The 24,241-nt window shown below is 35.3% G+C and carries 27 protein-coding genes and 1 pseudogene; 15 read left to right on the plus strand and 13 right to left on the minus strand.

Features of this window, described 5'->3' with window-relative positions:
• Nucleotide 1 precedes the first annotated feature (1 nt).
• On the plus strand, nt 2-952 hold the full coding sequence (gene mdh / locus AAGD62_RS00315; protein WP_007548577.1) for a malate dehydrogenase: 951 nt from the start codon (nt 2-4) through the stop codon (nt 950-952).
• A 27-nt stretch (nt 953-979) separates the two neighbouring features.
• Here mdh and AAGD62_RS00320 read toward each other — a convergent pair whose 3' ends face one another.
• From AAGD62_RS00320 to AAGD62_RS00330, 3 genes are read right to left on the minus strand one after another with little or no spacing between them, the layout of a single operon-like run.
• Nucleotides 980-1,747, minus strand: coding sequence for a TatD family hydrolase (locus tag AAGD62_RS00320; RefSeq protein WP_010082353.1), 768 nt, complete (start codon nt 1,745-1,747; stop codon nt 980-982).
• A complete protein-coding gene (locus AAGD62_RS00325; RefSeq protein ID WP_007548581.1) occupies nt 1,744-2,190 on the minus strand; it encodes an RNA pyrophosphohydrolase in 447 nt (148 codons plus the stop codon). Before AAGD62_RS00325 ends, AAGD62_RS00320 begins: the two co-directional genes overlap by 4 nt.
• A gap of 34 nt (nt 2,191-2,224) precedes the next feature.
• Nucleotides 2,225-2,842, minus strand: a complete 618-nt coding sequence (locus tag AAGD62_RS00330; protein WP_022626414.1) for an AAA family ATPase — start codon at nt 2,840-2,842, stop codon at nt 2,225-2,227.
• A 179-nt stretch (nt 2,843-3,021) separates the two neighbouring features.
• On the opposite strand from AAGD62_RS00330, the gene rsfS reads away from it, so the two are divergent.
• The 3 genes from rsfS to AAGD62_RS00345 all read left to right on the plus strand — a co-directional run bounded on the left by rsfS (nt 3,022) and on the right by AAGD62_RS00345 (nt 6,114).
• Nucleotides 3,022-3,339 (plus strand): ribosome silencing factor, encoded by a 318-nt coding sequence (gene rsfS / locus AAGD62_RS00335; RefSeq protein ID WP_006279567.1) that lies wholly within the window; start codon nt 3,022-3,024, stop codon nt 3,337-3,339.
• 231 nt (nt 3,340-3,570) lie between these two features.
• A complete protein-coding gene (gene tyrS, locus AAGD62_RS00340; protein WP_155969266.1) occupies nt 3,571-4,821 on the plus strand; it encodes a tyrosine--tRNA ligase in 1,251 nt (416 codons plus the stop codon).
• Between the two features lie 963 nt (nt 4,822-5,784).
• Nucleotides 5,785-6,114 (plus strand): SWIM zinc finger domain-containing protein, encoded by a 330-nt coding sequence (locus AAGD62_RS00345; protein ID WP_007548583.1) that lies wholly within the window; start codon nt 5,785-5,787, stop codon nt 6,112-6,114.
• A 305-nt stretch (nt 6,115-6,419) separates the two neighbouring features.
• Here AAGD62_RS00345 and AAGD62_RS00350 read toward each other — a convergent pair.
• Nucleotides 6,420-7,252, minus strand: a protein-coding gene (locus AAGD62_RS00350) for an IS5-like element ISWpi1 family transposase (protein WP_094189578.1) whose coding sequence is annotated in 2 segments (ribosomal slippage) — nt 6,420-6,883 and nt 6,883-7,252 — 834 coding nt in all. Because the reading frame shifts where the segments join, the coding sequence is not laid out codon by codon here.
• A gap of 651 nt (nt 7,253-7,903) precedes the next feature.
• Here AAGD62_RS00350 and ruvA point away from each other — a divergent pair.
• From ruvA to AAGD62_RS00365, 3 genes are all read left to right on the plus strand, one after another.
• Nucleotides 7,904-8,476: a Holliday junction branch migration protein RuvA gene (gene ruvA / locus AAGD62_RS00355; RefSeq protein ID WP_155969264.1), complete on the plus strand. Its 573-nt coding sequence runs from the start codon at nt 7,904-7,906 to the stop codon at nt 8,474-8,476.
• Entirely contained in the window at nt 8,473-9,447 is a 975-nt protein-coding gene (gene ruvB, locus AAGD62_RS00360) for a Holliday junction branch migration DNA helicase RuvB (protein WP_155969262.1), read from the plus strand. Before ruvA ends, ruvB begins: the two co-directional genes overlap by 4 nt.
• 402 nt (nt 9,448-9,849) lie before the next feature.
• Nucleotides 9,850-10,359 carry a DNA-3-methyladenine glycosylase gene (locus AAGD62_RS00365; protein WP_155969260.1) on the plus strand — a complete coding sequence of 170 codons (510 nt, stop codon included), beginning with the start codon at nt 9,850-9,852 and terminating at the stop codon, nt 10,357-10,359.
• A gap of 19 nt (nt 10,360-10,378) precedes the next feature.
• On the opposite strand, the gene purF is transcribed toward AAGD62_RS00365, so the two are convergent.
• The 3 genes from purF to AAGD62_RS00380 are packed head-to-tail and all read right to left on the minus strand — an operon-like array spanning nt 10,379 to nt 14,413.
• The gene (gene purF, locus AAGD62_RS00370) at nt 10,379-11,764 is read right to left on the minus strand and encodes an amidophosphoribosyltransferase (protein ID WP_155969258.1); all 1,386 of its coding nucleotides are present in this window, start codon (nt 11,762-11,764) and stop codon (nt 10,379-10,381) included.
• Between the two features lie 25 nt (nt 11,765-11,789).
• Nucleotides 11,790-12,893: a rod shape-determining protein RodA gene (gene rodA / locus AAGD62_RS00375; RefSeq protein WP_155969256.1), complete on the minus strand. Its 1,104-nt coding sequence runs from the start codon at nt 12,891-12,893 to the stop codon at nt 11,790-11,792.
• A 53-nt stretch (nt 12,894-12,946) separates the two neighbouring features.
• Nucleotides 12,947-14,413, minus strand: a complete 1,467-nt coding sequence (locus tag AAGD62_RS00380) for a proton-conducting transporter membrane subunit (RefSeq protein ID WP_155969254.1) — start codon at nt 14,411-14,413, stop codon at nt 12,947-12,949.
• 64 nt (nt 14,414-14,477) lie between these two features.
• On the opposite strand from AAGD62_RS00380, the gene AAGD62_RS00385 reads away from it, so the two are divergent.
• The 3 genes from AAGD62_RS00385 (at nt 14,478) to virB9 (ending at nt 16,218) form a co-directional block, all read left to right on the plus strand.
• On the plus strand, nt 14,478-14,792 hold the full coding sequence (locus tag AAGD62_RS00385) for an NADH-ubiquinone oxidoreductase subunit NDUFA12 family protein (RefSeq protein ID WP_007548590.1): 315 nt from the start codon (nt 14,478-14,480) through the stop codon (nt 14,790-14,792).
• Between the two features lie 2 nt (nt 14,793-14,794).
• On the plus strand, nt 14,795-15,250 hold the full coding sequence (gene mlaD, locus AAGD62_RS00390; protein ID WP_007548591.1) for an outer membrane lipid asymmetry maintenance protein MlaD: 456 nt from the start codon (nt 14,795-14,797) through the stop codon (nt 15,248-15,250).
• Between the two features lie 185 nt (nt 15,251-15,435).
• Complete coding sequence (gene virB9 / locus AAGD62_RS00395; protein ID WP_010082330.1) at nt 15,436-16,218, plus strand: P-type conjugative transfer protein VirB9; 783 nt, start codon at nt 15,436-15,438, stop codon at nt 16,216-16,218.
• A gap of 3 nt (nt 16,219-16,221) precedes the next feature.
• Here the strand turns inward: virB9 and AAGD62_RS00400 are convergent, their stop codons facing one another.
• The 6 genes and pseudogenes from AAGD62_RS00400 to AAGD62_RS00425 form a co-directional block, all read right to left on the minus strand.
• On the minus strand, nt 16,222-16,818 hold the full coding sequence (locus AAGD62_RS00400) for a ribonuclease HII (protein WP_015589381.1): 597 nt from the start codon (nt 16,816-16,818) through the stop codon (nt 16,222-16,224).
• Between the two features lie 6 nt (nt 16,819-16,824).
• Nucleotides 16,825-17,805, minus strand: coding sequence for a phospho-N-acetylmuramoyl-pentapeptide-transferase (mraY, locus tag AAGD62_RS00405; protein ID WP_155969251.1), 981 nt, complete (start codon nt 17,803-17,805; stop codon nt 16,825-16,827).
• 580 nt (nt 17,806-18,385) lie between these two features.
• Nucleotides 18,386-18,928, minus strand: a complete 543-nt coding sequence (locus tag AAGD62_RS00410; RefSeq protein WP_006279362.1) for a demethoxyubiquinone hydroxylase family protein — start codon at nt 18,926-18,928, stop codon at nt 18,386-18,388.
• The gene (locus AAGD62_RS00415; protein ID WP_015589379.1) at nt 18,903-19,424 is read right to left on the minus strand and encodes a disulfide bond formation protein B; all 522 of its coding nucleotides are present in this window, start codon (nt 19,422-19,424) and stop codon (nt 18,903-18,905) included. The genes AAGD62_RS00410 and AAGD62_RS00415 overlap by 26 nt, the downstream gene beginning before the upstream one ends.
• The gene (der, locus tag AAGD62_RS00420; RefSeq protein WP_012673406.1) at nt 19,421-20,746 is read right to left on the minus strand and encodes a ribosome biogenesis GTPase Der; all 1,326 of its coding nucleotides are present in this window, start codon (nt 20,744-20,746) and stop codon (nt 19,421-19,423) included. The genes AAGD62_RS00415 and der overlap by 4 nt, the downstream gene beginning before the upstream one ends.
• 350 nt (nt 20,747-21,096) lie before the next feature.
• Nucleotides 21,097-22,224 (minus strand): annotated as a pseudogene (locus AAGD62_RS00425) (transposase).
• Nucleotides 22,225-22,369: 145 nt separating this feature from the next.
• On the opposite strand from AAGD62_RS00425, the gene AAGD62_RS00430 reads away from it, so the two are divergent.
• The 5 genes from AAGD62_RS00430 to AAGD62_RS00450 all read left to right on the plus strand — a co-directional run bounded on the left by AAGD62_RS00430 (nt 22,370) and on the right by AAGD62_RS00450 (nt 24,150).
• On the plus strand, nt 22,370-22,513 hold the full coding sequence (locus AAGD62_RS00430; protein ID WP_007548727.1) for a hypothetical protein: 144 nt from the start codon (nt 22,370-22,372) through the stop codon (nt 22,511-22,513).
• 158 nt (nt 22,514-22,671) lie between these two features.
• Nucleotides 22,672-23,019 (plus strand): IS630 transposase-related protein, encoded by a 348-nt coding sequence (locus AAGD62_RS00435; protein WP_155968342.1) that lies wholly within the window; start codon nt 22,672-22,674, stop codon nt 23,017-23,019.
• 28 nt (nt 23,020-23,047) lie between these two features.
• A complete protein-coding gene (locus AAGD62_RS00440) occupies nt 23,048-23,530 on the plus strand; it encodes an IS630 family transposase (RefSeq protein ID WP_231115908.1) in 483 nt (160 codons plus the stop codon).
• Nucleotides 23,531-23,583: 53 nt separating this feature from the next.
• Nucleotides 23,584-23,823 (plus strand): hypothetical protein, encoded by a 240-nt coding sequence (locus tag AAGD62_RS00445; RefSeq protein ID WP_265032024.1) that lies wholly within the window; start codon nt 23,584-23,586, stop codon nt 23,821-23,823.
• A 24-nt stretch (nt 23,824-23,847) separates the two neighbouring features.
• Nucleotides 23,848-24,150 (plus strand): hypothetical protein, encoded by a 303-nt coding sequence (locus AAGD62_RS00450; RefSeq protein ID WP_231115838.1) that lies wholly within the window; start codon nt 23,848-23,850, stop codon nt 24,148-24,150.
• Nucleotides 24,151-24,241 lie beyond the last annotated feature (91 nt).

The raw sequence follows: 24,241 nt of genomic DNA on the forward strand, positions 1-24,241 counted from the left end.
AATGACAGTACAAAGAAAAAAAATATCTTTAATCGGTGCAGGAAATATCGGTGGAACTCTCACCCATATGATTGCACTAAGGGAACTCGGTGATGTTGTTTTACTTGATATTAGTGATGGAATACCACAAGGTAAAGCACTCGACATAGCAGAATCATCCCCTATTGATGGATTTAATGTCAATATTACTGGCACAAATAGGTATGAAGATATAAAAAACTCCGATGCAATTATAATAACCGCTGGCATCGCTAGAAAACCTGGAATGAGCAGGGATGACCTCCTGCAAACCAATGCTAAAGTAATGAAGGAGGTTGGCGAAAATATTAAAAAATATTCTCCAAACGCGTTTGTAATAGTGGTTACCAACCCTTTGGATGCCATGGTTTCAGTGGTGCATAAATTTTCAAACCTTCCAACTAATATGATTGTTGGCATGGCAGGAGTGCTTGATTCTTCCCGTTTTCGTTACTTTCTTGCAAGTGAGTTAAATATCTCAGTTGAAGATATATCTGCTTTTGTGCTTGGAGGACATGGCGACACTATGGTACCACTAATCAATTGTGCTTCAGTTGCTGGAGTTCCACTTACTCAAATTATCGATATGGGTCTTATCACACAGAAAAAAGTCGATGAAATAGTTGAACGCACTCGCAATGGCGGTAAAGAAATAGTTGATCTGCTTAAGTCTGGATCTGCATACTACGCTCCTGCATCTTCAGCTATATGCATGTTAGAATCATATTTAAAAGATAAGAGGCGCATATTACCATGTGCTGCTTACCTTAATGGTGAATATGGTGTAGAAGAGTTGTTTATTGGTGTTCCTGTAATTATTGGAAAAAACGGAATTGAAAAGATCCTAGAAGTTAAAATGAATGATAGTGAACAAGAAATGTTTAATAAGTCTGTAAACTCGGTGAGAGAGCTGGTGAAATCTTTAGGTTCATAAGCAAATTAATGGTTTTATAGAGCTTCTTTATAGCTCAAACAGCCTAAAAAAGTTGCTTGTGGTTACCTTCGCTACTTGTTCTGGTGACTCATTCCACAACTCTGCCAAACAATCAACAACGTATTTCACCATTGCTGGTTCATTCTTTTTTCCCCTATAAGGCTCAGGTGATAGATATGGTGCATCAGTTTCGACTAAAACACGCTCGCGTGGTACATTTTGTGCAATTTCTCTGAGTAAGCTCGCATTTTTAAAAGTAATAATTCCAGAAAATGAAATATATAACCCCAAATCTATAGATTGATAAGCAAGTTCTTTAGAGGAAGCAAAGCAGTGCATTACTCCACTAAAAGCACCGGCTTTCATTTCTGACCTTAACATATCGATCATCTCATTATCAGCGCTTCTTGTGTGAATAACTAAAGGTAGTCCAGTTATTCTTGACGCTTCTATATGTAATGCAAAACTTTTTTTCTGATTGTCTTTGTTGTCAGATTTATAAAAATCTAACCCGGTTTCACCGATACTAATTACCTTTTGGTTCTTGGTAAATTCAACTAATTCATCAACATGTATACACTCACCGTTTTCTATAGCAGCATCAAGCGGATGTATACCAACAGAGGAGTAGACCTGATCATAGGATGAAGAAATTTTTAATAACTTAGGAACATCGTCAATGCTTACGCATATGTTATGCAAAACCTTTACACCATTTTGCTCTGCCCTTGAAATTACTTTTGGTATTTCATCGTCAGAAAAATAAATCAAGTGGCAATGAGAATCTACTATCATGAGCTTATTGTTGAGGCTTTTATTATAGAAGAAAACTCTTCTATCACTGTTTTATAAACTTCTTTTTTAAATGATATAGCACTGGCTACTAAACTATCTATACCTTGCCAACGCCACTCTTTGAACTCTGGATGACCAGTATAATTAATATCAATGTCCTCATCCTCTCCGCAAAACTTCATTAAGAACCACCTTTGCTTTTGACCAGAATATTTTCCATTCCAGCATATTGGTATAACTTCTTCAGGCAAGTTGTAGTATATCCAATCCTTGCTTTTAGTTATAACCTTTACTTTATTAGTACCAACCTCCTCTAGCAACTCACGTAACGCTGCTTGTTCCAGTTCCTCACCATCATCAACACCTCCTTGTGGCATCTGCCAGTAAGAATCACTATCAAAGCGTTTTCCAATAAAGGCATGTCCTTGTCTGTTAAATAGCATTATGCCAACACAAGGACGGTACTTATCTTTCTGCTCAACCACGAGTACGCTCTGTTTTTAAATGATTTGTTACAGAAGTTTTAATTAATTTTCCATTTTTTTCTTTCTTCATCTCTTCAACAATTTTCTTTGCAACTTCCTTTGCACTCAAGTTCGAGTTATCAATTTCAAGCGAACCCTCAGGTATAAATAGCCTTTTCCCTTCAATTTTCTTTATAGCAAAATCCGGATCAGTAATTTTATTTTCCTGATATCTCTCTTCTGATTGGACACGTCTTACTAGTTTTTCATTATTACAATGTAATACTACAGAAAAAATTTCCATGTCCATTTTTTTACTTAAATTTACCACTGAGTTATATAATCTTTGGTCATAGGGATCACCCTCTATCAATTCATTTGTAAATATATAATGTTTTGATTTTACGTAGTGTTTTTCCAGTATTGCTAATACATTTTCCCTAACTGCAAAAATTTTTTCCCATAGGTCATCTGGAACTTCAGCGTTTTGTAATTTAACAATATCAAATATAATATTATTGAATAGATTATTGCTTACTATTACTGCACCAATGATTTTACACAGTTCCTTTGCAGTAGTAAACTTACCACTGCCTGGAAAGCCGATTAAGTAGATGAGAGTCTTGCCCATAATGAATACTAGTAAAAAGCTATTTTCAATTATATAAAAAGTATATACATTGTACATGCTAAAAACATGATGATAAAATAGATGCAGGTAATACCTTTAACAAGTAGTTGCGTTGAAAATAGTTCATATTTAGAAATTTTGAGTATATAATTATAAATGAATCATATAACCTGTAAACAATGCTTAGCGATATGGAATCGATAAGAAGTACAATTGAAGAGATAATAGATCAAAATAAAGGTCATGATATAGTAACTTTTGATGTGCAGAATAAAACCGTTATTGCAAAATATATGATTATTGCATCTGGTGATTCAAGCCGTCACGTTAAAGCTTTAGCTGAGCACGTAATAAAAAGCCTCAAGCCACATGATAAAATAGATGTAGAAGGTATGGATGAAGGCAATTGGGTGGTTTTGAATTTTCAAGGCATAATGGTTCACATATTCAGGCCGGAAGTAAGGGAGTATTATAAAATAGAAGAGTTATGGAACTGATTGCCTGGATAGCTGGTGCACAACTGCACAAACGTTGTAATTTTGAAGGCAACTCCTGCACAGGTAGTGGTGTCATGAAAGTAGCTGACACTGGAATCCAGTTTTTCATGCAATTTCATCGAAAACGTTGCATAGTGTGCTTGTTTATAATTAAGTTCCAGTGTCTGGGCACTGGCTTCTCTATTAGGGTTACCTTCGGCATTAATGACAGGATAGACTGGGGTTTATAAAATGAAACACGCATCTGAATTTTTAAATTTCATCCAAGAAAGAGGGTACCTATACCAATGCACAAACATTGAAGGACTAGATCAATTATTATTGCAGAGCAATTATATAGTTGCATACATTGGGTTTGATTGCACAGCACCAAGTCTTCATGCTGGTCACCTAATTCAGATTATGATGCTCTGTCACCTACAAAAATTTGGTTATAAGCCGATAGTCTTACTTGGAGGTGGCACAACAAAAATTGGTGACCCATCCTTCAAAGATAAAGCAAGAAGCATCTTGCCTGTAGAGAACATCAATCAAAATACATCCAGTATAAGGAGAATATTAGAGAAAATGGTGTCTTTTAATGACAGCAAGACTGGTGCAATGATAGTAAATAACGCAGATTGGTTGGATAACATAAAATACATAGATTTTTTGCGTGATATAGGAGCTTATTTTTCTGTAAATCGTATGCTAAGTTTTGATAGTGTGAAAACCAGGCTGGATAGAGAGCAAACCTTAAGCTTTCTGGAATTTAATTACATGCTATTGCAAGCTTACGACTTTATTGAATTAAACAAAAAATATGATTGTCGTCTGCAGATTGGAGGGTCAGACCAGTGGGGAAATATAGTAAACGGAATTGAACTTGGAAAAAAGTTGAATTTACCTGAGCTATTTGGCCTTACCATGCCTCTTTTATTAAATGCACAAGGAAAAAAAATGGGCAAAACTGAAAGTGGAGCAGTGTGGCTTGATGATAATATGCTAAAGCCTTACGACTACTGGCAATATTTTCGCAACGTTGATGATCAAGATGTTGGACGTTTTTTAAGATTGCTCACTGATGTGCCAATTGATGAGATTAGAAAATTAGAGTCTTTAAAGGATCAAGAAATAAATGAAGCAAAAAAGGTCTTGGCAACAGAAGTGACAAAAATATGTCATGGTGACAAAGAAGCGGAACTTGCACAATTTGCTGCAATTTCTGCTTTTGAGAATGAAGATAGCTCACTACTTCCTGATTACATCATAAAAAAAGAACAAGTTGCAAGCGGCATATCCTTAGTAGACCTACTACATGACACCGGTTTTGAACTTTCAAAAGGCGCTGCAAAGCGTTTAATACAGGGCAACGGATGCAAGATTAATGATAATGTTGTAAACAATATTGATCATGTAATAAATTTCGAAAGCTTTAAAGATCAGCCATTTATAAAATTATCTGCAGGAAAGAAACGCCATATAAAAGTTGTGGTAGATTAGGTCTCGAAGTAAGAAAACAAATTTTATACAAGTGAGAAATTAGATATGGAGCAAATTTTCAAAATTCGAGAATTATGTATAAAACAACTGGAAAGATAGTAGAAAGCGAAATTCTATTATATATAGCTAAAGTGGCTTAGGTTTACCTACAATTTGAAAAACAACAAATTCGTCATTCCGCTACTCATTAGCGGAATCTATACCGCGAATGAATCCATAACTGTACGGACATTGCAATTTGGGCCTACCAGGAGGGCAATGCCTCTTATCCAAGTACCCTCTTCTTGTCATCCAAGTAGCCGACACTGGGATGGCTTTGTTGCATCGCTAGCTATGATGGATTAAAGATAAAAAAGGTGGAGAATATCAGTAGCTTATTATTCTGGTATTTATAACAAGAACGGTCAGTGAATACCTAAATTTGAGTAAAAGAAATTTCACTACCACTCACTAATCCGGCTAAAATTCAAAAATTTCAATGCTTTAGCTATTTTCAATAGAATTAAATTTATTAATATAAATAATAAATTACTATTCTTAAATTTGATCAGATTGATTGCAAAAAAACAAGATTTTCAATAGGTTGCTTATAATCCTAATTATAGTTAGCCTTTCATAAGTAGCGATGCAACAAAGCCCACTGGGATCCAGGAATTTTATTAAGTTGGTAAGTATAAAAGTAGCCGTTTTATGTTAAAACACAACGTTCTTGATGAGATTACGGCAAGGCTGGATTCCAGTGTCAGCTACTTTCATGACACCATTTGCTGTGCAATTTACCTTCAAAAATGAATGTTCATACAGTTATGGAATGAATCGCGGTATGACGTAGGGAAACCTTTCTTGAGTTAGCTATAGCACTATAAAATTGTCCGCAGGGCCATATAAAAGTCGTGGTGAGTTAATAAATTTTTATGGAAGAAAGGATATATTAGAAAATTGAGGGTTTTAAAGGAGGTAAAAATGAGACTGTATTATAAAGATATCACAGGTCTTATCAAAGAACCCTACCGCTCCAGAGGAAGGGATTATTTTGACAAAAGAAAGGTACAGATTATATCTGTTAATGAATCTCAAGCTAAATCAAAGGTAGTTGGATCAAATGTATATCGAGTAACACTAAAGCACGATGGTCCTCTTTTGAGTGGAACATGTTCCTGTCCTGCATTTGTGTATTATGGTCCATGTAAGCATATGGCTGCAACAGGTTTTGCTTTGGTTGCACTTGATAGAAAGGAGTATCGATCGTCTGCGCGCCCAGATGAACAGACTCTCTTTGAAAGGTTTTACTAAGAAAAACAAAGCAAGAGCTAATTTCAATAATTACTCGTTCCAGTAAACATTATCCTGAGATTTTTGAAGAACTAGAGGATAAAGAATATGAGCAATTTATTCAAAGTGAACTTTCAAAATCCGAGAATTATGTATAAAACAACCGGAAAGATGGTGAGATCAGGTAATCTATGGCTAAGACGTCATACCGCCGCGGTATCTCTTAGCCGCTAACACGTAGCGGGATGACGAGATGCCACCACGAACCGTCATACCGCGCGATTCATCCGCGGTATCTCTTAGAGGTTGTCCGGAAACTAGTAAATTCAAGCATATTCCCTCTTTAACATAACCCTACTCATAGCTAGGTATATGAAATTCTCAGTGGATGTTGTGAGTAAATCATACTCCTTCGATAGCCTTCTATTCCTATTAACCCAAGCAAAAGTCCTTTCTACAACCCATCTTCTTGGCTGTACTTTAAACCCTTGTTCTCTTGTTGGTAGTAGCTCAGGTGGCGTATCTTTGTGCACCCAAAATCTACATGGAGGCCTTTTAACAATTTCAATATCTATGTCATATTCTTCCTTTATGTGATTCTTTAAATTTCTTCCTTGGTATCCCATGTCAGCCCACATTTTTTTAACTTTAGTATATTTTGTTCTCATATTGTTTAATGCTATTTTAATACCATCTCTATCATTTTCGTTAGCAGCGCCTACGTAACAACCTAGTATAAAACCCTGAGTGTCTGTAATTATATGCCTTTTTCTACCCTTTACTTTTTTACTTCCATCATAGCCTTTGATCCTCCCTTTTCTGTAGTCTTTACAGATTGACTATCTACTATACAGGCACTCGGCTGCTCATTCCTTCCTATTTTTCTTCTACTATATTTTGTAATTTCATAATTCATTTTCTCAAAAATTCCCTGCTTCTTCCATTGCCTGAACTGCTCATACACAGTCTTCCATAGCGGAAAATCATTTGGTAAATACCGCCATTGACACCCTGTACGCAATACATAGAAAATTGCTTCTAATATTTCTCTTTTGCTATACTTTGGCGGCCTTCCTCCTTTCTTGTATGATACTCTGAAGTGTTTTTCTATTCTTGCCCATTCCCTTTCGCTTAGATCTGTTGGATACTTTTTTCTCATCTTTACCCCGTACTAAAATTTCAGATATTATAGCCTTTTACTTATTTCCGGACAACCTCTTAGCATAGATCCCGCTAACAAGCAGCGGGATGACGGTTGTCGTTTAGCTACAAACATTAAGAAATTTACCAAATGAAAAAAAGGCAAAAGAAGCCCCGTGGTTGGCTAGTTACTTACATTATACTTTCAAGTATGGCGTTTTTTTATTCTAAACATTTAATAACCGCGATTCAGTTGCTTTTAAGCCGCAACTAATCTAAATTATAAACGTTAAGAAATTTACTAAACAGAAAAAAAGGCAAAAGAAACCCTAGGGTAGCTAGTTATTCACTATCCATTTTTTAAGTTGGCGTTTTTTAATGTTTTAAATGCTTTATAAGCGTATTTCAGCTTGTGTAGGTAAAAACCCAGAAATTTGATAAAGACATAGAGTGCACATAGTGCAAAAAATTAAACATGAGACGCCAGATACGTTGAGTTTTTTTGTCATTTAATCTGTACAGAGAAGATAAATAAATAGCTTCAGTCTCATGATAAGGGCGCTGGCGGAGTTTGTCAAGTGGTTTTTTAGCCACGTTTCCCTGTTATAATGTTCGTTTGCTTGACCTAAGATCCGGGAGTATTTAAACTGAACTCTATATAGTGTTAAAAATGATAGGAAATCTAAGCGGAATAGTTGATGAAGTGCGCAGTGATCACATAATCCTGAATGTGAATGATGTTGGCTATATGGTGCACCTTTCTGCCAAAACTTTAAATGCATGTTCCACCGGAAGCAGAGTCAAATTACTTATCGAAACCTATGCAAATAACAGAGAAAACACTACTCAGCTATATGGTTTTATAAGCGAAGAAGAACAGCAGTGCTTGAGGTTGCTAGTTAAAGTAAGCGGCGTTAGCTATAAAACTGCAATGTCAATTTTGGGCAAATTAACTCCAGAACAGCTATTTTTGGCAATTATGAATGAAGATAAAGTAGCACTCAAGATGAGCGGACTTGGCCTGAAACTCATAAATCGAATCATCACTGAATTGAGTGGCAAAGTGAGTAAACTAGAAATAAATAACAATAACTTTAATCTAATTAATGAAGATGCCCTTTCAGCATTGATCAATCTTGGATATGAAAAAATGAAAGCTTATGATACGATAAAAAAATACAGGCCAAATCTGGACACTAAGGATATTATTCGCATAGCGCTTAAGGAGCTCTCAACATTATGAAATCAATATCGTGCGGTAAAGAATATACTGAAGATGTGCGCAATATCAACATCAGACCTGAACAACTTGACGATTTTGTCGGGCAAAAAGACTTAATACAAAATTTAAAAGTGTTTATAAACGCTGCACAGACGAGAACTGAAGCCTTAGATCACGTTTTATTATATGGTCCTCCAGGGCTTGGCAAAACAACTTTAGCACAAATTGTTTCTAAAGAATTAAGAGTTAGCTTCCGCGCAACTTCTGGTCCTTTACTTAGTAAAGCTGGAGATTTGGCCGCAGTGCTTACCACTTTAAATGCAAAAGATGTTCTATTTATCGACGAAATTCATAGATTAAATCGCAGCATCGAAGAAGTTTTATATACTGCTATGGAAGATTTTTGCCTGGACATATTAGTAGGTGAAGGTCCATCTACTCGCACTTTAAGGATAGATCTACCACCATTTACGCTAATTGGAGCAACAACGCGGCTTGGATTACTTTCTGCGCCACTCAGAGATCGTTTTGGCATTCCTTTGCATCTTGAGTTTTATTCTTTTGAAGAACTGGTTAATATTATAAAAAGAGGCGCAAGAGTTCTTTCTGCTGAAATTGAAGAGGGTGCTGCGCGGGAAATTGCCTACCGTGCGCGCGGCACTCCAAGAATTGCTCTGAGGTTACTGAGGAGAATAAGGGATTTTGTTGAAGTGAAAGATGATAAAAAAATCACTTATGAAGTCGCTGATTCTGTATTACTAAAATTGGGTGTAGATAAAATGGGACTCAATAAACTTGATATGAATTATCTAAGATTTTTATTCAACACCTCAGGACCTGTTGGAATTGACACTATATCTATTGCACTATCTGAGGATGTTGGCAATATTGAAGAAACAGTAGAACCTTATTTAATCAAAATTAGTTTTGTAAAGCGCACACCAAGAGGGCGCGTTCTAACCGATCAAGCAAAGGAGTATTTGAGCCTTTAATATTAGAGAGCTTTTCTACCATAATTCAATTATATATATATTGATTGGCATAATATCATATACTGGCATCTTTTTGTATGAAGGCATATGTGTTAAATAGCACTGAAACTGTAGTTCAAATTAAAACTTCTCCATTTCGTACTCGCTAGTAATGCTATTCTAACTAATTAAGCTATGGTTTGGGTAATAGGAGAAAACTGGATTCCAGCGTCACGCGCTACCCTATGGGTGACTGCTTGCATATATTCTCTCTTTCACCATCTCAATGTTTCTTTCTTATTATGCCAGTACCATTTTCTTGTCATTCAAGTAGCTCCCCTTCTTGTCATCCCAGTGCTTGACACTGGGATCCAGAAATTCTTAAACTGAACTCTATATAGAACCTCAGAACAAAAATAAAAAATGGGTAGCACAATACTGCCAAGAAATTTCTACGAGCGGCCGACCTTAACTGTAGCTGGAGAGTTATTGGGAAAAGTCCTCAAATTTTCTAACTTTAGTGGAATAATAACCGAAGTTGAAGCCTATATAGGAATGAATGACCCAGCTTGTCACGCGGCAAGAGGCTATACTAACCGAACCTCAGTAATGTTTGGTATGCCGGGGTTTTCATACGTGTATTTTATATATGGAATGTATTACTGTTTAAATATTGTAACAGAAACAGAAGGGTTCCCAGCAGCAGTGTTAATACGGGGATTAAAGCTTATTGAACCACTTGAAGCAAATTTAGGTGGACCAGGAATATTGTGCAAAAGATTAAATATTACAAAAGAACATAACAAACAGGACCTTACTATAAGCCACGAATTTTGTGTTTATGAATCCCACCTCAAACCAGATTATATTTGCACTCCGAGAATCGGAATTAGTAAAGGCCAAGAGAAATTTTGGCGGTTTAAGATTTTCTAAACTTAAGACCTTGCGTAGACTATTTGCCAATCGGATAATCACCAGTGAAACAAGCATCACAATATTGTGGTGTAGCATTGTTACGCTTTTCTGCTTTAACAGCCTGATATAGTCCATCAATACTCAAGAAGGCTAGGCTATCTACTCCTATAACTTCCTTAATTTCCTCTACAGATTTATTTGCAGCAATTAAATCTTTGCACTCTGGCGTATCTATTCCATAAAAACAAGAATGCTTAATTGGTGGGCTTGAAATTTTGAGGTGAATCTCTTTTACTCCTGCATCCTTTAACATAACTATTATATTTGTTAACGTACTACCACGCACTATACTATCATCTATTAAAATTATGTTTTTACCTTTCAAAGTGTGCTTATTAGCATTGAATTTTAATTTTATTCTAACTTTACGTACTTCAGCGGTTGGTTGTATAAAAGTTCTTCCTATGTAATGATTACGAATTATTCCCAGTTCCATAGGTAATCCTGAATGCTTTGCATATCCAATAGCTGCAGGTATTCCAGAATCAGGTATTGGTACAACCATATCCATATTGTTTTTTGGTGGGCTCTCTTCTGCAAGTATTCTTCCTATTTCTTTTCTTATATCATATATGGACCTATTCTCCATTATGCTGTCTGGTCTTGAAAAATAAACGTATTCAAAAATACAAAAACTTGATTTTTGCTGTGGGAAAGGAAATGCTGAAGCTAGATTACCATTTCGATCAATGGTGACTAACTCACCTGGTTTTATTTCTCTAACAAACTCTGCATTTACTATATCAAGAGCACAAGTTTCAGATGCAAGAACATAAGAACCGTTTAACTTCCCTAAAACAAGAGGCCTGATTCCAGATGGATCACGTACTCCAATAACTACTTCTTGATTGATTGCCACAAAAGAATAAGCACCTTGTATTTGCTTTAATGCATATATAAAACTCTCTAAAAAGCTATCTTTTTCACCGCTTGCTGTCAGATGCACTACTACTTCTGTATCAATATCTGACTGAAAAACGCACTCTTGTTTAATTAATTGTTCGCGTATTGGAGAAATATTAATTAAATTACCATTATGTGCTATGGCGAAATCCCCAAATTTGCCACTTTTGCCAAACATGGGCTGCACTCCAAATTTACTACCACTTGTTGAGTATCGAACATGACCTATTGCACAGTCTCCAGGTAAGGATTTCTTTATTTCATCTACATCATCAAATACGCTGCTCACTTGACCTTGAAAGTGATAAGAGTGCAGCTTATCGTTGTTACTGGTTACTACACCAAAAGACTCTTGACCTCTATGCTGCAAAGCGTGGAGAGCAAGTATAGAGTTAAAAGCAGCACTTTGGTTGCAACTTATGCCAAATACCCCACACTCCTCACGCATTTCATCTAGCATAAAAACTATTAAGTAAAGTTAAATTTTACTTTAGCATAGGTAAAATACAAGTATTTTGTTGTTCATCTGCTTTTATTGCTAGCAATAGTCCTATACATATTAAGCTTGCAGCAGTTGTACTTCCTCCATAGGACAGAAATGGCAATGGGTCGCCTATTACAGGTAAGAGGCCCATTGTCATTCCGATGTTTATAAAGAAATGAGCACTAAAAAAGGCAAAAATGCCGATAGATACCGACTTAGAAAAATAATTTTTTGACCTATAAGCAATAGAGAGCATTATAGCAAGCAATGTAGTATAGAGTAAAATTAAAGTCATGCTACCTAAAAATCCCCATTCCTCACTCAGCACTGCAAAAGCAAAATCTGTACGTTTCTCCGGCAAAAATCCAAGTTGAGTTTGACTTCCGTTAACAAAGCCCTTACCAAGCAAACCTCCTGAACCAATAGCTATTTGAGATTGCTGCGCATTATAACCTATTCCAAGTGGATCCACTGATGAATCCAAAAATGACAATATCCTTTGCTTGTGATAAGGACGTAAAAAAGGCCAAATAGCCGGTACTGCAAAAATGCCAAGAGTTCCACATATTACTGAATGAGATCTTTTTATTATTGTTGTGAATATAATTGATATCCCTATAAATAACATTATCATAGCTGTGCCTAAATTAGGTTGCTTTAACACCAAGAACACGGGTAAGAAAATAATTATAAGTGCCTTAAGCAATCTTTTAAATTCCATCATTTTATACATACTCTGCTTATCAAAATAGCGAGCAAGCGCAAGTATTAAGCCTACTTTTGCAAATTCTGATGGTTGCAAACTAATTGATCCAATTCTTATCCACCTTGTTGCACCCATTATGTGTGAGCCAAAAAAATTTACTGCTAATAGTGAAATCGCTGCTGCTATATAAAAAAAGTAGGCGTACTTCAAATAAAAATCTAGCTCTATGAATGACATAGCTATAGCGAGTAGGAAAAAGAAGGAAAATATGACCAGTTGGTGAATCGCAAATGGCACCCACTTTCCTCCAGCAGAAGAGTATTGAACAACAATGCCAACGCAAAACAGCGCTATCACGTTAATGACTAATAACCAATGAATCTTCTTCAGCCTACCCACAATAAAGACCTTATAACCTTAAAGTATAGTAAAATATGAAACAAAGATAAAAATCAAAAAACCAACTTCTCAACTACTAACCGAATTGGAGTGCTATATATTCCAGTTACTACTGTTAAAGCTGCCATAAACAATAGACAGAAAAGCATAGGAAATGGCACATCATTAATTTTGCCTAGTGTCATTCTAGTGCGTGACGTTGCATCATTTTCAAAATACATTTTCTCTACCATCTTCCACATGTATATTAGTGCAAGAAAAGAACCGGCAGCAAAAGCTATCAGGGAAATCCACGCGCGAGATTCGATAATTGCTTTCATTATATACCACTTGCTTACAAAGCCATTTGTTAAAGGCACACCGATTAATGCTAAACTGAGTAGAGTGAACGCAAGTGCTGTATAAGGCATTGATTTCTTGAGTCCCGATAAATTCTCTATTTTTGTTGTATCAAATTTGTAAGAAATACATCCTGCAGCCATAAATAAAGATGTTTTTATTATGCTGTGGTTTACTATGTGAAGAATTGCTGCAAATACACCTGTTTTTGAGTTAAAACTCAGTGCTAAAATTATATAACCAATTTGGCTAATACTAGAGTGAGCAAGCAGTCTTTTTATGTCTTTTGCGGTTATTGCAAATATCGACCCAAATACAATAGCGCAAAGTGCGAGGATAATTATCACATTGTCCAGTAGCGGCTTAAACAAGAAAAAATTTTGATGAAAAACAGTATAAAAGATTCTGATGAAAACATATATCATCACTTTTGTCACTGTGCCTGAAAAGAATATGCTAATGAAACTTGGCGCCTCACTATATGCATTAACCAGCCACCTGCTTAATGGAAACAGTGCCATTTTGATTGAGAGACCAACAAAAATGAACAACGTGCCAAGTTTTATGATGTTGTTATCGTATAATGGAACTATTCTTTCAGCCATGTCAGACATATTGAGCGTTCCAGTCATTGAATACAAGAGCCCGATGCCAAATAAATAAAATGTTGCACCTATTGTTCCACTAATTAGATATTCAAATGCTGCAACCAAGGCTTTTTTATCCCTTCCCATTGAAACTAATACATAAGAAGAAAGAGATGAAATTTCCAAGAAAACGTAAAGGTTAAATATGTCGTTTGTTACTAGAATCCCGAACAGTCCGCTTAAGCACAGTAGAAATAGAGAGTAAAAACCAGTGATTTTGTTTTTGCTAATTTCTTTTTCGTTAATATAAAAGCTATAAAGCACGCTAATCAGCGCTATAAAATTCACCAAAGTTAGAATCAAGGAGTTCAACACGTCGATTCTTAACTCTATGCCGTACGGGGGAGCCCAATCCCCAAGGTGATAAGTTATAATTTCGCCTTTATATGTTTTAATGAGTAGTATTGATGAAATGATAAGAGTGATTGTTGTTGCAATAAAAGAAATAAACCAAGATACCTTGTGTTTCTTGGCAAGAAAGCAAAACATTGATGCAATTATTGGGATAATAACTTGTAAAATTGGTAATTGCATTAAATTGTTGTTAATATATCGTTAAAGTATTAGTATATATAATACTTTTTGTTTTAATACCCTTATGTTATCTAAAATTTGTAACGCAATAAAACGCCTATTACGAAGAGAAGATAAATTTGTAGGAAGAGATGAAAATGGAAATTCTTACTATGAATCAAGTAAAGGAAAAAGGTGGGTTATGTATAGCAGTGTCTCTGAGCCTACAACAGTGCCTCCGGAATGGCATATATGGCTTCACTATACTGATAATGTAGTACCAGTTAATAATAAAAAAAGAAAAGTAAAACATACTCCTAATTTAACGGGTACAAAAGATGCATACTATCCAAACCAAAAAGTGAAAAATTACTATAAAAGCTGGAGTCCTGATAACTAAAGATGCGAAGGTCAAATATACTTGAAATAACCGCTGGATTATTTGTATTAATTTTTACTATTTTTCTGATTTTCTTTGCTATTGATAAGCTATCTTACATAAAGAAAAACTATAAGGATTGCTATAAAATATATGGTCTTTTTGCTAACGCTAACGGTATAGGAGTTGGTGATAGTGTCAAGATCTCTGGTGTAGATGTTGGAAGCATAACTGGTGTATCACTTGACAAAGCTACCTACGTAGCACGAATCGATATGTGTATAAGCAAAGACATAAAATTGCCAATTGATAGTTCAGCTCTGATCACTAGCAGTGGAGTTGTTGGCAGTAAATTTGTTAATATATCACCTGGATCAGATATTAAACTAATCTTGCATGGTGGTAAAATAGAGTATACTCAAGCTGAAGCAAATATGGGTGGAATAATGGACAGAATTCTTGGTATGTTTACAAAGTGAAAATGGCAGGATTCCAAGTATATCCGTTCAGGTAAAGCCTCCTGTAGTTCTAAAGTATTTAAGGAGTTTGCCTTATTTCTTGCCTTTTCTACCGCTTGCTTTGGGGTTTATAGTATAGAAAGTGCCTTAATAGTTGCAGTGCATGTCTATCAATGATAAAATGAAAATTAATTTATTTTGATATTATGATTGGTTTACTGTTTGCCGTACTGTTGTTCCTCTGTGGTAGTGATGCACTTGCAAAACAGGAGCCACGTTCAATAGCTGGAGATAATCACATAAAGGTGATAAATTATAACCCACAAGCTATACATAAGTATACGGGTTTTTATGGTTATCAGTCCAGTATATTGTTTGAACCAGGGGAGGTAATACAAAACCTTTCAATGGGTGATTCAACTGGTTGGCAACTCCTTCCTCAAGGTAATAGATTGTTTATTAAGCCTATAGATGATATTGCCGATACTAATGCAACTATAATTACCAATAAAAGAGTTTATTACTTTGAACTTCATGCTGAAGAAGCAACTGGACTAGATGATCCAAGATTAGCATATGAAGTAAGGTTTCTTTATCCACTATTTAGCAGTGATGAGATTTACACAACAAATAACGGTGATATCTTCGAACAAGCTAGTCATACCATTATTCCTGATATCAATGATATTGAAGTTGTAAAGAAGGGATTAAATTTTAATTATTCCATCTCGCACGTCAAAGGTAGTCAGTCAATAATACCAATTAAGGTTTTTGATGACGGAAAATTTACATATCTACAATTCAATAAAATAAACTCTGATTTTCCGGCAGTTTTTATGGTTGATTCTGCAGGATATGAGTCTTTAGTAAATTTCCGTACAGTTGATAACTACCTGATAATCGAAAGGGTAAGTTCAGTGTTTACCTTAAGGAATGGATCGAGTACAGTTTGCCTATTTAATGAAACCATACCTTTCAAAAAAGGGTAAAGGCTATAATGCCCGAGATATGGGTGCAAAATTTTTTCTATGATGTTCTGTAATTCCATAAAGGCCAATAGCGTTAAGGTGCTCTTTTGTCCCATATCCTTTATTTTTATACCAATTATATTCAGGATGCTTATTGTGCAATTCTTGCATAAGCCGATCTCTCGTAACTTTTGCAACGATTGAAGCTGCTGCAATTGATGTACTCAAATTATCACCATTTACTATGGATTTCACTTGCCATTTCACTTCAGGTGGTTGATTACCATCAACTAGCACATAATCTAATTCTAGGTCCAAGTCTATCAACGCACGTTTCATTGAAAGTTTTGTTGCTTGCAAGATATTGTATGAATTTATTTCTTCTACGCTTGCCATTCCTATACCAAATTTTGCAACGGATATTATTTTTTCATATAGGACTTGCCTACATTGAGGAGTCAACTTTTTCGAGTCGTTGATTCCATCAATAATTGTATTTCTATCAATAAACACTACGGCTGCGGATATTACTGGACCAGCTAGCGGACCTCTTCCAACTTCATCCACTCCTGCTATCACTCCTGATAATTTATTTTCTAATGTAAAGTCTGGGTATTTCATAGGTTTTTATAATAAGAAAGTTATAGTAAAAACTGAACAGATAATAGAAATTATCCAAAATTTCATAACGATTGTATTTTCTGACCATCCCTTCTTCTCAAAGTGATGATGTATTGGTGCCATAAGAAAAACTCTTTTTCCTTCTCCATATTTAAACTTTGTATATTTAAAATATGATATCTGAATAATAACAGATAGAGTCTCTATTACAAAGATTATTCCAATAATGGCAAAAAGCATTTCTCTTTTAATTAGGACACTAGTTAACCCTAAAGCCGCACCTACCGACAAGCTACCAACATCACCCATAAATATTTTTGCTGGATGTGTGTTAAACCACAAGAAACTTAGAATAGCTCCTATAAATGCAATGCAGAATAAAGTAATATTCATATCTGCCTGAGTTATATATGCAATTAGCCCCAAAAAAGCAAAGGAAGTGATAACTTGAGTTGCAGCAAGGCCATCCAAACCATCTGTGAGATTCACAGCATTAGAAGAGCCGACAATTACAAACGCAGCAAACGGAACATATAGATAGCCAAAATCTATTATTACTCCTTTAAATAGGGACGTTTTTGTAAAACATTCAGCAGAGTATAGCTTAAGTATAAACACACCAACCAGAGCAACAATAAACTGAATAAGTATTTTGGTTTTTGCACTTAAACCTCGATAGTGATTTGTCTTCAATTTTAAATAATCATCAATAAATCCAAGTAGAGCAAAAAATAGAGTTATCAATATCAGCAGCAAAATTTCTGGTGTTAACTGAGCCCAGAGTAAAATTGGTAATAAAGAAGAAATCAGTATTATTATTCCGCCCATAGGTGGTACATTCTTTTTTGTTATTAAATGACTTTCTGGTCCACATGATCTAATTGGTTGCCCATCTTTGCTTATTTTTTTTAGAAGCTTTATAAAATAGGGAAAAAGAATAAACCCAAAAACAAATGAGGTAAAAAATACTTTTGTAGCTAAGATCATCTGCTTACTTAAATTGACTAAGTGTCATACCACCTATAGCTAATAAAGTCAACTTCTGTCATCCTATAGCCTGACCCACAACTGTACGAACATTGTGATTTGGGCCCATCAGTAGGGTGTCATCCCAGTCTGGAATCCACAACTGTACGAACGTTGTAGTTTGGACCACCAGTGGGGTGTCATCCCAGTGCCCAGACACTGGTTCTATGCAACTTAATTAAAAACGTTTGTTTTAGTGTAAGACAATTACCTTTAGCTTATCAGCTCAGTTATAAGCAAAATTTCTGGATTCCAGACTGGAATGACACCATTTGCTGTGCAATTTACCTTCAAAAATGAATGTTCGTACAGTTGTGAACCTGTGGCAGGTATTACATAAGAGCATTTCCCTCTTCTAAATTAAAACGCACTTTTGCCTCCTTTGCAGTCTATACTTTAGATGTATTTAATTTACAAATACTAATTATTTATTAATAATGGTGATATGTAAATATAGTTATAAAATAATTGTTACACTTGAATTCCTTCCTGGTTTCTGTTGTTATCAGAACATTTAAAACACTTTAAGAAAGTTGCTTAGTTAAATTAACTTAGACAAGTAAATAGCAGTTTTGCAGCCTGTTTTTATGAATGATGATAAAATGTTGTAGCCAAATGCGCTTTCAGCATTGTGCTGAATTGCAATATCTTTGTGCTCTAACTCCTCGTCGCGAAATTTACTTATAGTTTCTCTTAATTCCCCATCTTCTAAATGTGAAACTTGCTCTTTGTAGTGCTCCCCGATAACTTCTTCAACTGCAGCAGTGCAAGCCATAGCAGCTTTTTTGCCCATAATGGCAGTTGCAACGCCAAGCGACACTCCTAAAACACGCCAAACAGGCAACAAAACAGTAGGACGAACTTTTTGCTCTTTGATTTTCTCATTAAAATAGTGAAAATGCTTTTTTTCCTGCTCTTCCATTTCAATTATTTCATTGATTATAGAAGATTTCTTAAGAATAAATTTTTGACCAGAATAAATGCAAATAGCTCCATATTCTCCAGCGTGATCTACTCTAATTGCCTGTTGCAAGAACTGATTGTTGCTGTACCTTAAATTATTTAGATTTCTTTCTTTCTCCACAATACACCTTACCTGATACGAACAGAGCTACTATGAGATAAATTAGATTCCATGTTGCTAAGGAAACACCTAGAACGTAATGAGGTCTGTCACAAGATGGAGAGTAATTAGGATTTAGTAGATTATTTCTGAGCTCTTCTATACTAACGTTACCACTTGCTTGCTCTGTACAACCTAAAACATCATGAAATAAGTGGAGTTCAAGACCTATATGATAAAAAGATATTACTGCACCTATGAGGTAGCTGCAAAACATTGCATAGATTAGAATTTTGTTGTCTTTAAGCATGCACGCTACTGCAAGTAATCCGGCGATATAGTAAACTATTCGCTCGTATGTACATAACTTGCATGGCAGCATGTTGAAAAAATATTCTAGCACATATGCAAAAATTAGAGCAGCGGCACTCGACAGCAGAAAGATTGCAGGAATTCTGGAATTATTACACATAACTTTAAGTAAATTATCCCTGAAAGTATAAAGCAGAGTATTCATTTTACATAGGGATTTTTATTTTTTTTCAAAAGCAATCTAACTGGCACACCGTCTGCAAAGAAATTTTTTCTGAGATCGTTAATTAAATAGCGTTTGTAACTTTCATCAACACTTTCAGGTATGTTACATATCAAAGAAAAAGCTGGAGGTTTAGTACCAATTTGAGCGATATACTTCATTTTAACTGCTTTGCCTTTTACAAGAGGGTGAGAATGTTTTCCTACAGCATCTATGAGCCACTTATTCAGTTTTGCAGTGCTGATCTTCTTGTTCAAGGATTCACTCACTTCAAGACACTTATCTATCACATCACCGCAGCGCATGCCTTTTAACGCAGAAATTGTTATAGTTGGCACTTCCAAGAATAACCTAGTTACTTCCTGTTGTTTGACAAATTTTATTAACCTGCTTCTGTCATCCTTACCTATTAAATCCCACTTATTTAAAACAACAATAATCCCTTTCCCTCCCTTAATTGCAGCTTCACCAATTGATAAATCCTGCTGCTCAATACCAACTAGGGAGTCTAGCATTAAAACTACCACATGAGAGCGCTTGATTGATTCCATGCTTTTCTCAACAAATCTTGATTCTAAGCCATCTACAACATTCGCCTTTCTGCGGATTCCGGCAGTGTCAATTAGAGTAATTAACTCTCCATCATGATCATATGTAATATCCACAGAATCACGTGTGGTACCTGGCTCTGAACTTGTTATTAGTCTGTTTTCTGCAAGTAAACCATTTAAAAAAGTTGATTTTCCAACATTCGGACGGCCGATGATCGCGATCCTCAGCCTACTCAGTTCATTGTTAGGTAACTCAGTGTTCTCGTTAAAATTTTCAATAACACCAGCTAATGCATCATAAAGATCAACCATGCCAAGATTATGCTCGGCAGAGATATACACCGGGCCAAGAAAATCAAAAAACTGCAAATAATCAACATTTTCGGATTTATGACTCTCGCATTTATTTGCTATCAGTATCACAGGTTTATTTATTTTTCTCTTCAGCCACTTTGCAAACTCTTTATTTCGCTCATTTTGCACTTTTGCGTCAACAAGAAAGAAAATTATGTTTGAACTGGATAAAGAAAACTCTATTTGCTCAATAACTTGCAGTGAAAAACTAGTTTGGTCGTTCCATCCTCCTGTATCTATAACTTTAAACTCCAAATCGCTAATTCTCCCCATTCCCTCTCGCCTATCCCTTGTCACTCCTGGAATGTTACTCACTACTGCTGCTTTTCTTCCTACTAATCTGTTGAATAGGGTCGATTTTCCAGCATTTGGTAGGCCTACTATGGCGATTTTTAGCATAATTCAAGGGCATGTTCTATATGAAGTAAATTATAACCGAAACTTTTCAATTTAACTATTGACTTCGTAGATTATATAAGCATACTACAGTTAGAATTTTTTTATTTCGTTATGTAAAATATGAGGTAGTTATGCTAGTGTCAGAGCAAATAGAGAGTGTAGATAGAGAAGGATTAAAGCAACAAAATCATATACATAAAGATACAGAGTGTTCGGAAGAGACGACAATATATGGGCATATTAATCAACATATGGAAAAAAACATCTCAAATACATTGCATGAAATATATGATGCTCTTATGTCATATAACGAATCGGAACAGTCAATGACGTCAACTTAAGAACTTTCATTAGCAAACTCTCCTAAAGACATGATGGCGTTTAGGCTTATCTACTTTATTGCGGCTGTCCCGGTCGGATTTTAACTTTAGCGCGTATACTTAAAAAGGGCTTGAAAGTTTTTTGGCGCAATAAGTACCTGATAGAGTTTCTGTCTCATTACACTAAATAAAACTGAAAAATTTAAACGATACTCAGTAATTTGATCTGGGTTCCAAGGCCCTTGTGCATCACATATATGAAGCGATAATATATTGCACATGACCAAGTTTGCCCAAAATTCTTGTAATACAGCCTCTCCAGAAAAATTCTCTAACTCTGCTCCTACTTTGAGTCGTTTCCTCTATGTGCCACCTTAACACATAAGCTTTGCTCCAAAGTCTCGGTCAAAAACTCTGTTTCTCAGTTGGCTAATGTCAGCACTATAACTCTTACTTTCTGTCCTTTCATTTTATTTTTTAGCTTTTCATTTTCTAATATAAAATCAAAATCTAATTCGCCAGCGTTCCCATAGCTTACTATAATTTCTTTTTTGCAAGCGAAAAATAAAATCTACTTCCAAATCATAATGCTGCTGAATGAATTTTACTGAAGACGATCATAGATAAATAATAATTTCTCTTGATTTAATAAACGCATTTGAGTGATAACTTCGGGTAATTGCTCTGCCGCCAACGTTTGTTCACCTATATTCCAAGCTGCAAGACGAGCACTACAAATCAGCGAAGTACACAAATCAACAAACAAATTGCCAATGGTGCCTGTTGTTCCATTTGGTTCAAACTCGGATACAATTTCCCCAGAGCTGGGTAATCTCATACCAGAAACATCTGCTGCAATAAGTCTATAGCCTCTCCAACTCAGGTTCATCCTGATAGGCTGTTTGGATGCTTAAATTCTTGAAAGCCTGTATGGCAAATCTTATATCTTGCTTTAGAAAAAGCTTGCTTTGAGGGTACATGTCAATGGCTCCATAAGTTCACATTCTATTCCCAAACTTTTTTTAACTAACTTTAAAATCATAGAAAATACTGTCGAAAAAGCTTGTTCGTGTAAAACTCAACACAATGGATTTTCTGAAAAGTTTTCGAGTATATTATATTTTTAATTTGTAGAATAAGGTTTTTTCCTTTTTGCATATTTCACCTAAAAAGGACACATTTTAGACTTCTTTGTTGAAATAAAACAGAAACAAAAGTGCTGTCCCTTGCACTCTTTGGATAATTTAATGATAAAAAATTTAGAGAGAAATTTTATACACTATCGCTGATATTTTTCCTTAAGTTGATGCCATTGCCTGAACACTTACCTAATGATGAAGCTATCGAAAACATAGCAAAGAGACTTCAAAAATCTATAGACGATGCAAAAAAGCACAAGGTCATGTTTAGTGTTGATGTATTCCAAGGAGAAAAAAGTCATCAATAATAGATTATTCGATACTGATCTTATACCACCTCATGGAGCAAGATAAAAATGTTACTGAGACTGGAAAAGAAAAACTACGGCCTCTTATGTTAGAAATGTTTAATCTATAGTACTTCCCAAAGTAAATGATAAAGGTATAATAAGCTATTTGAGTTATAATGGCGTATAGTGTGGATTTAAGGGAAAGGGCAGTATCGATGATAGAAAAAGGGAAGTCAAAGGTTGAGGTGGCAGAGCTTTTGGAGATAGGAATAGCAACTCTGTACCGCTGGTTAAGAAAGAAAGCCGCTGGTGAAAGCCTAAGGCCATCGAAAAACGGCAGCTTTATTCGAAAAATAGACCCAAAAATACTCGAAGAATATGTTAAAAAGAATCCAGATCATACGCTGGCAGAGATGAAACAAAATCTTGGATTTGGAATAAATTCAATTTGGTATAGGCTGAAACAGCTAAGAATTACTTTAAAAAAAAGTTACACTATATCAAGAGCGCAATCAAGAAGATAGGCAGCGATTTACCGATAAAATCTCAAAAATAGACCATTCCAGCATCTTATATATAGATGAAGCAGGAGTTGATAATAGGTTATACCGAGAGTATGGACGTGCTCCAATAGGAAAGAAAATTTATGCAGATATTCCAGGAAGAAAACGAGAGAGAATCAGTATAATAGGCGGGTGGATTGGAAAGAGATTTATTGCACCAATGACTTTCAAAGGTGGGTGTGACAAAGAGGTATTCAATACATGGTTAGAGAAGATGTTATTACCTAAATTGCCACATGGTACTACAATAGTTATGGACAATGCCACATTCCATAAAACTCCCAAAACAAAGGAGTTAATAGATAATGCTAGATGCCGTTTGCTCTATCTACCAACATATTCACCAGATTTGAACCCTATAGAGCATTGTTGGAATACCATCAAAAGCCGCCTCAGACCTTTAATGCATAAATATACAGACTTACAACTTTTGGTTGGTAATACCATAATGGAAATTTATCATTCATTTTAGAAAATACTATAGTTTCAACAGGCACTGATGTGAGCCAAGAAGTTCGGAGATTATTGCCAGAAGATATACTGAAAGAACGCGGCGAATATTTGTCACGTCTAAAACAAATTGTAAGTGATAGTATTGAAAATGACAAAAAAAAAGAAATTGTAGTAGAAAGAGATAATAAATTTTATTATGTACAGTGTCCAGAAAAAAGTGTGATCACTCCTGCAAAATTTATGAACTCCCCGGAATTTAAGGACTTAGAATATGGTGCATTGCGAATAGGAGAAGGAGATAATCTAATCTGAATAAAAAGCTGGCAATATCATGGTATGCAAGGCAAAGTAAAAATGACCTTTAGGGTAGGCGATGAAAAGATCGAAATGATTTTATCTTCTGAAAAAGCTGAAAGTTTTGGTAAAATAATGGTACATATGGATGACAAAAGTTGTGAAATCTTCTCAAAGTACCTAAAAGAGCTAGAAAAAGAACCTCGTATAAGCAAGGTTGTTGAAGCTGCTAAAAGTTTTGCACAAACGAAAAGCAGTGCAGTTAGTCCACCTCTTTCTAATATGAAAAGTGTTGACACATCGCAACATTTTCAAAGTAGTGACCATGAATCACCAGAGCATTAACAATTATCATACATACATTGTTGCATATAGCAATAGTGTATGTGTATAGTTAGTAGGGTTTGTAAACTTAATAAAGTCTACAACTAATTTG

The sequence above is a fragment of the Wolbachia endosymbiont (group A) of Eristalinus aeneus genome (assembly GCF_964026915.1).
Classification (GTDB): domain Bacteria; phylum Pseudomonadota; class Alphaproteobacteria; order Rickettsiales; family Anaplasmataceae; genus Wolbachia; species Wolbachia pipientis.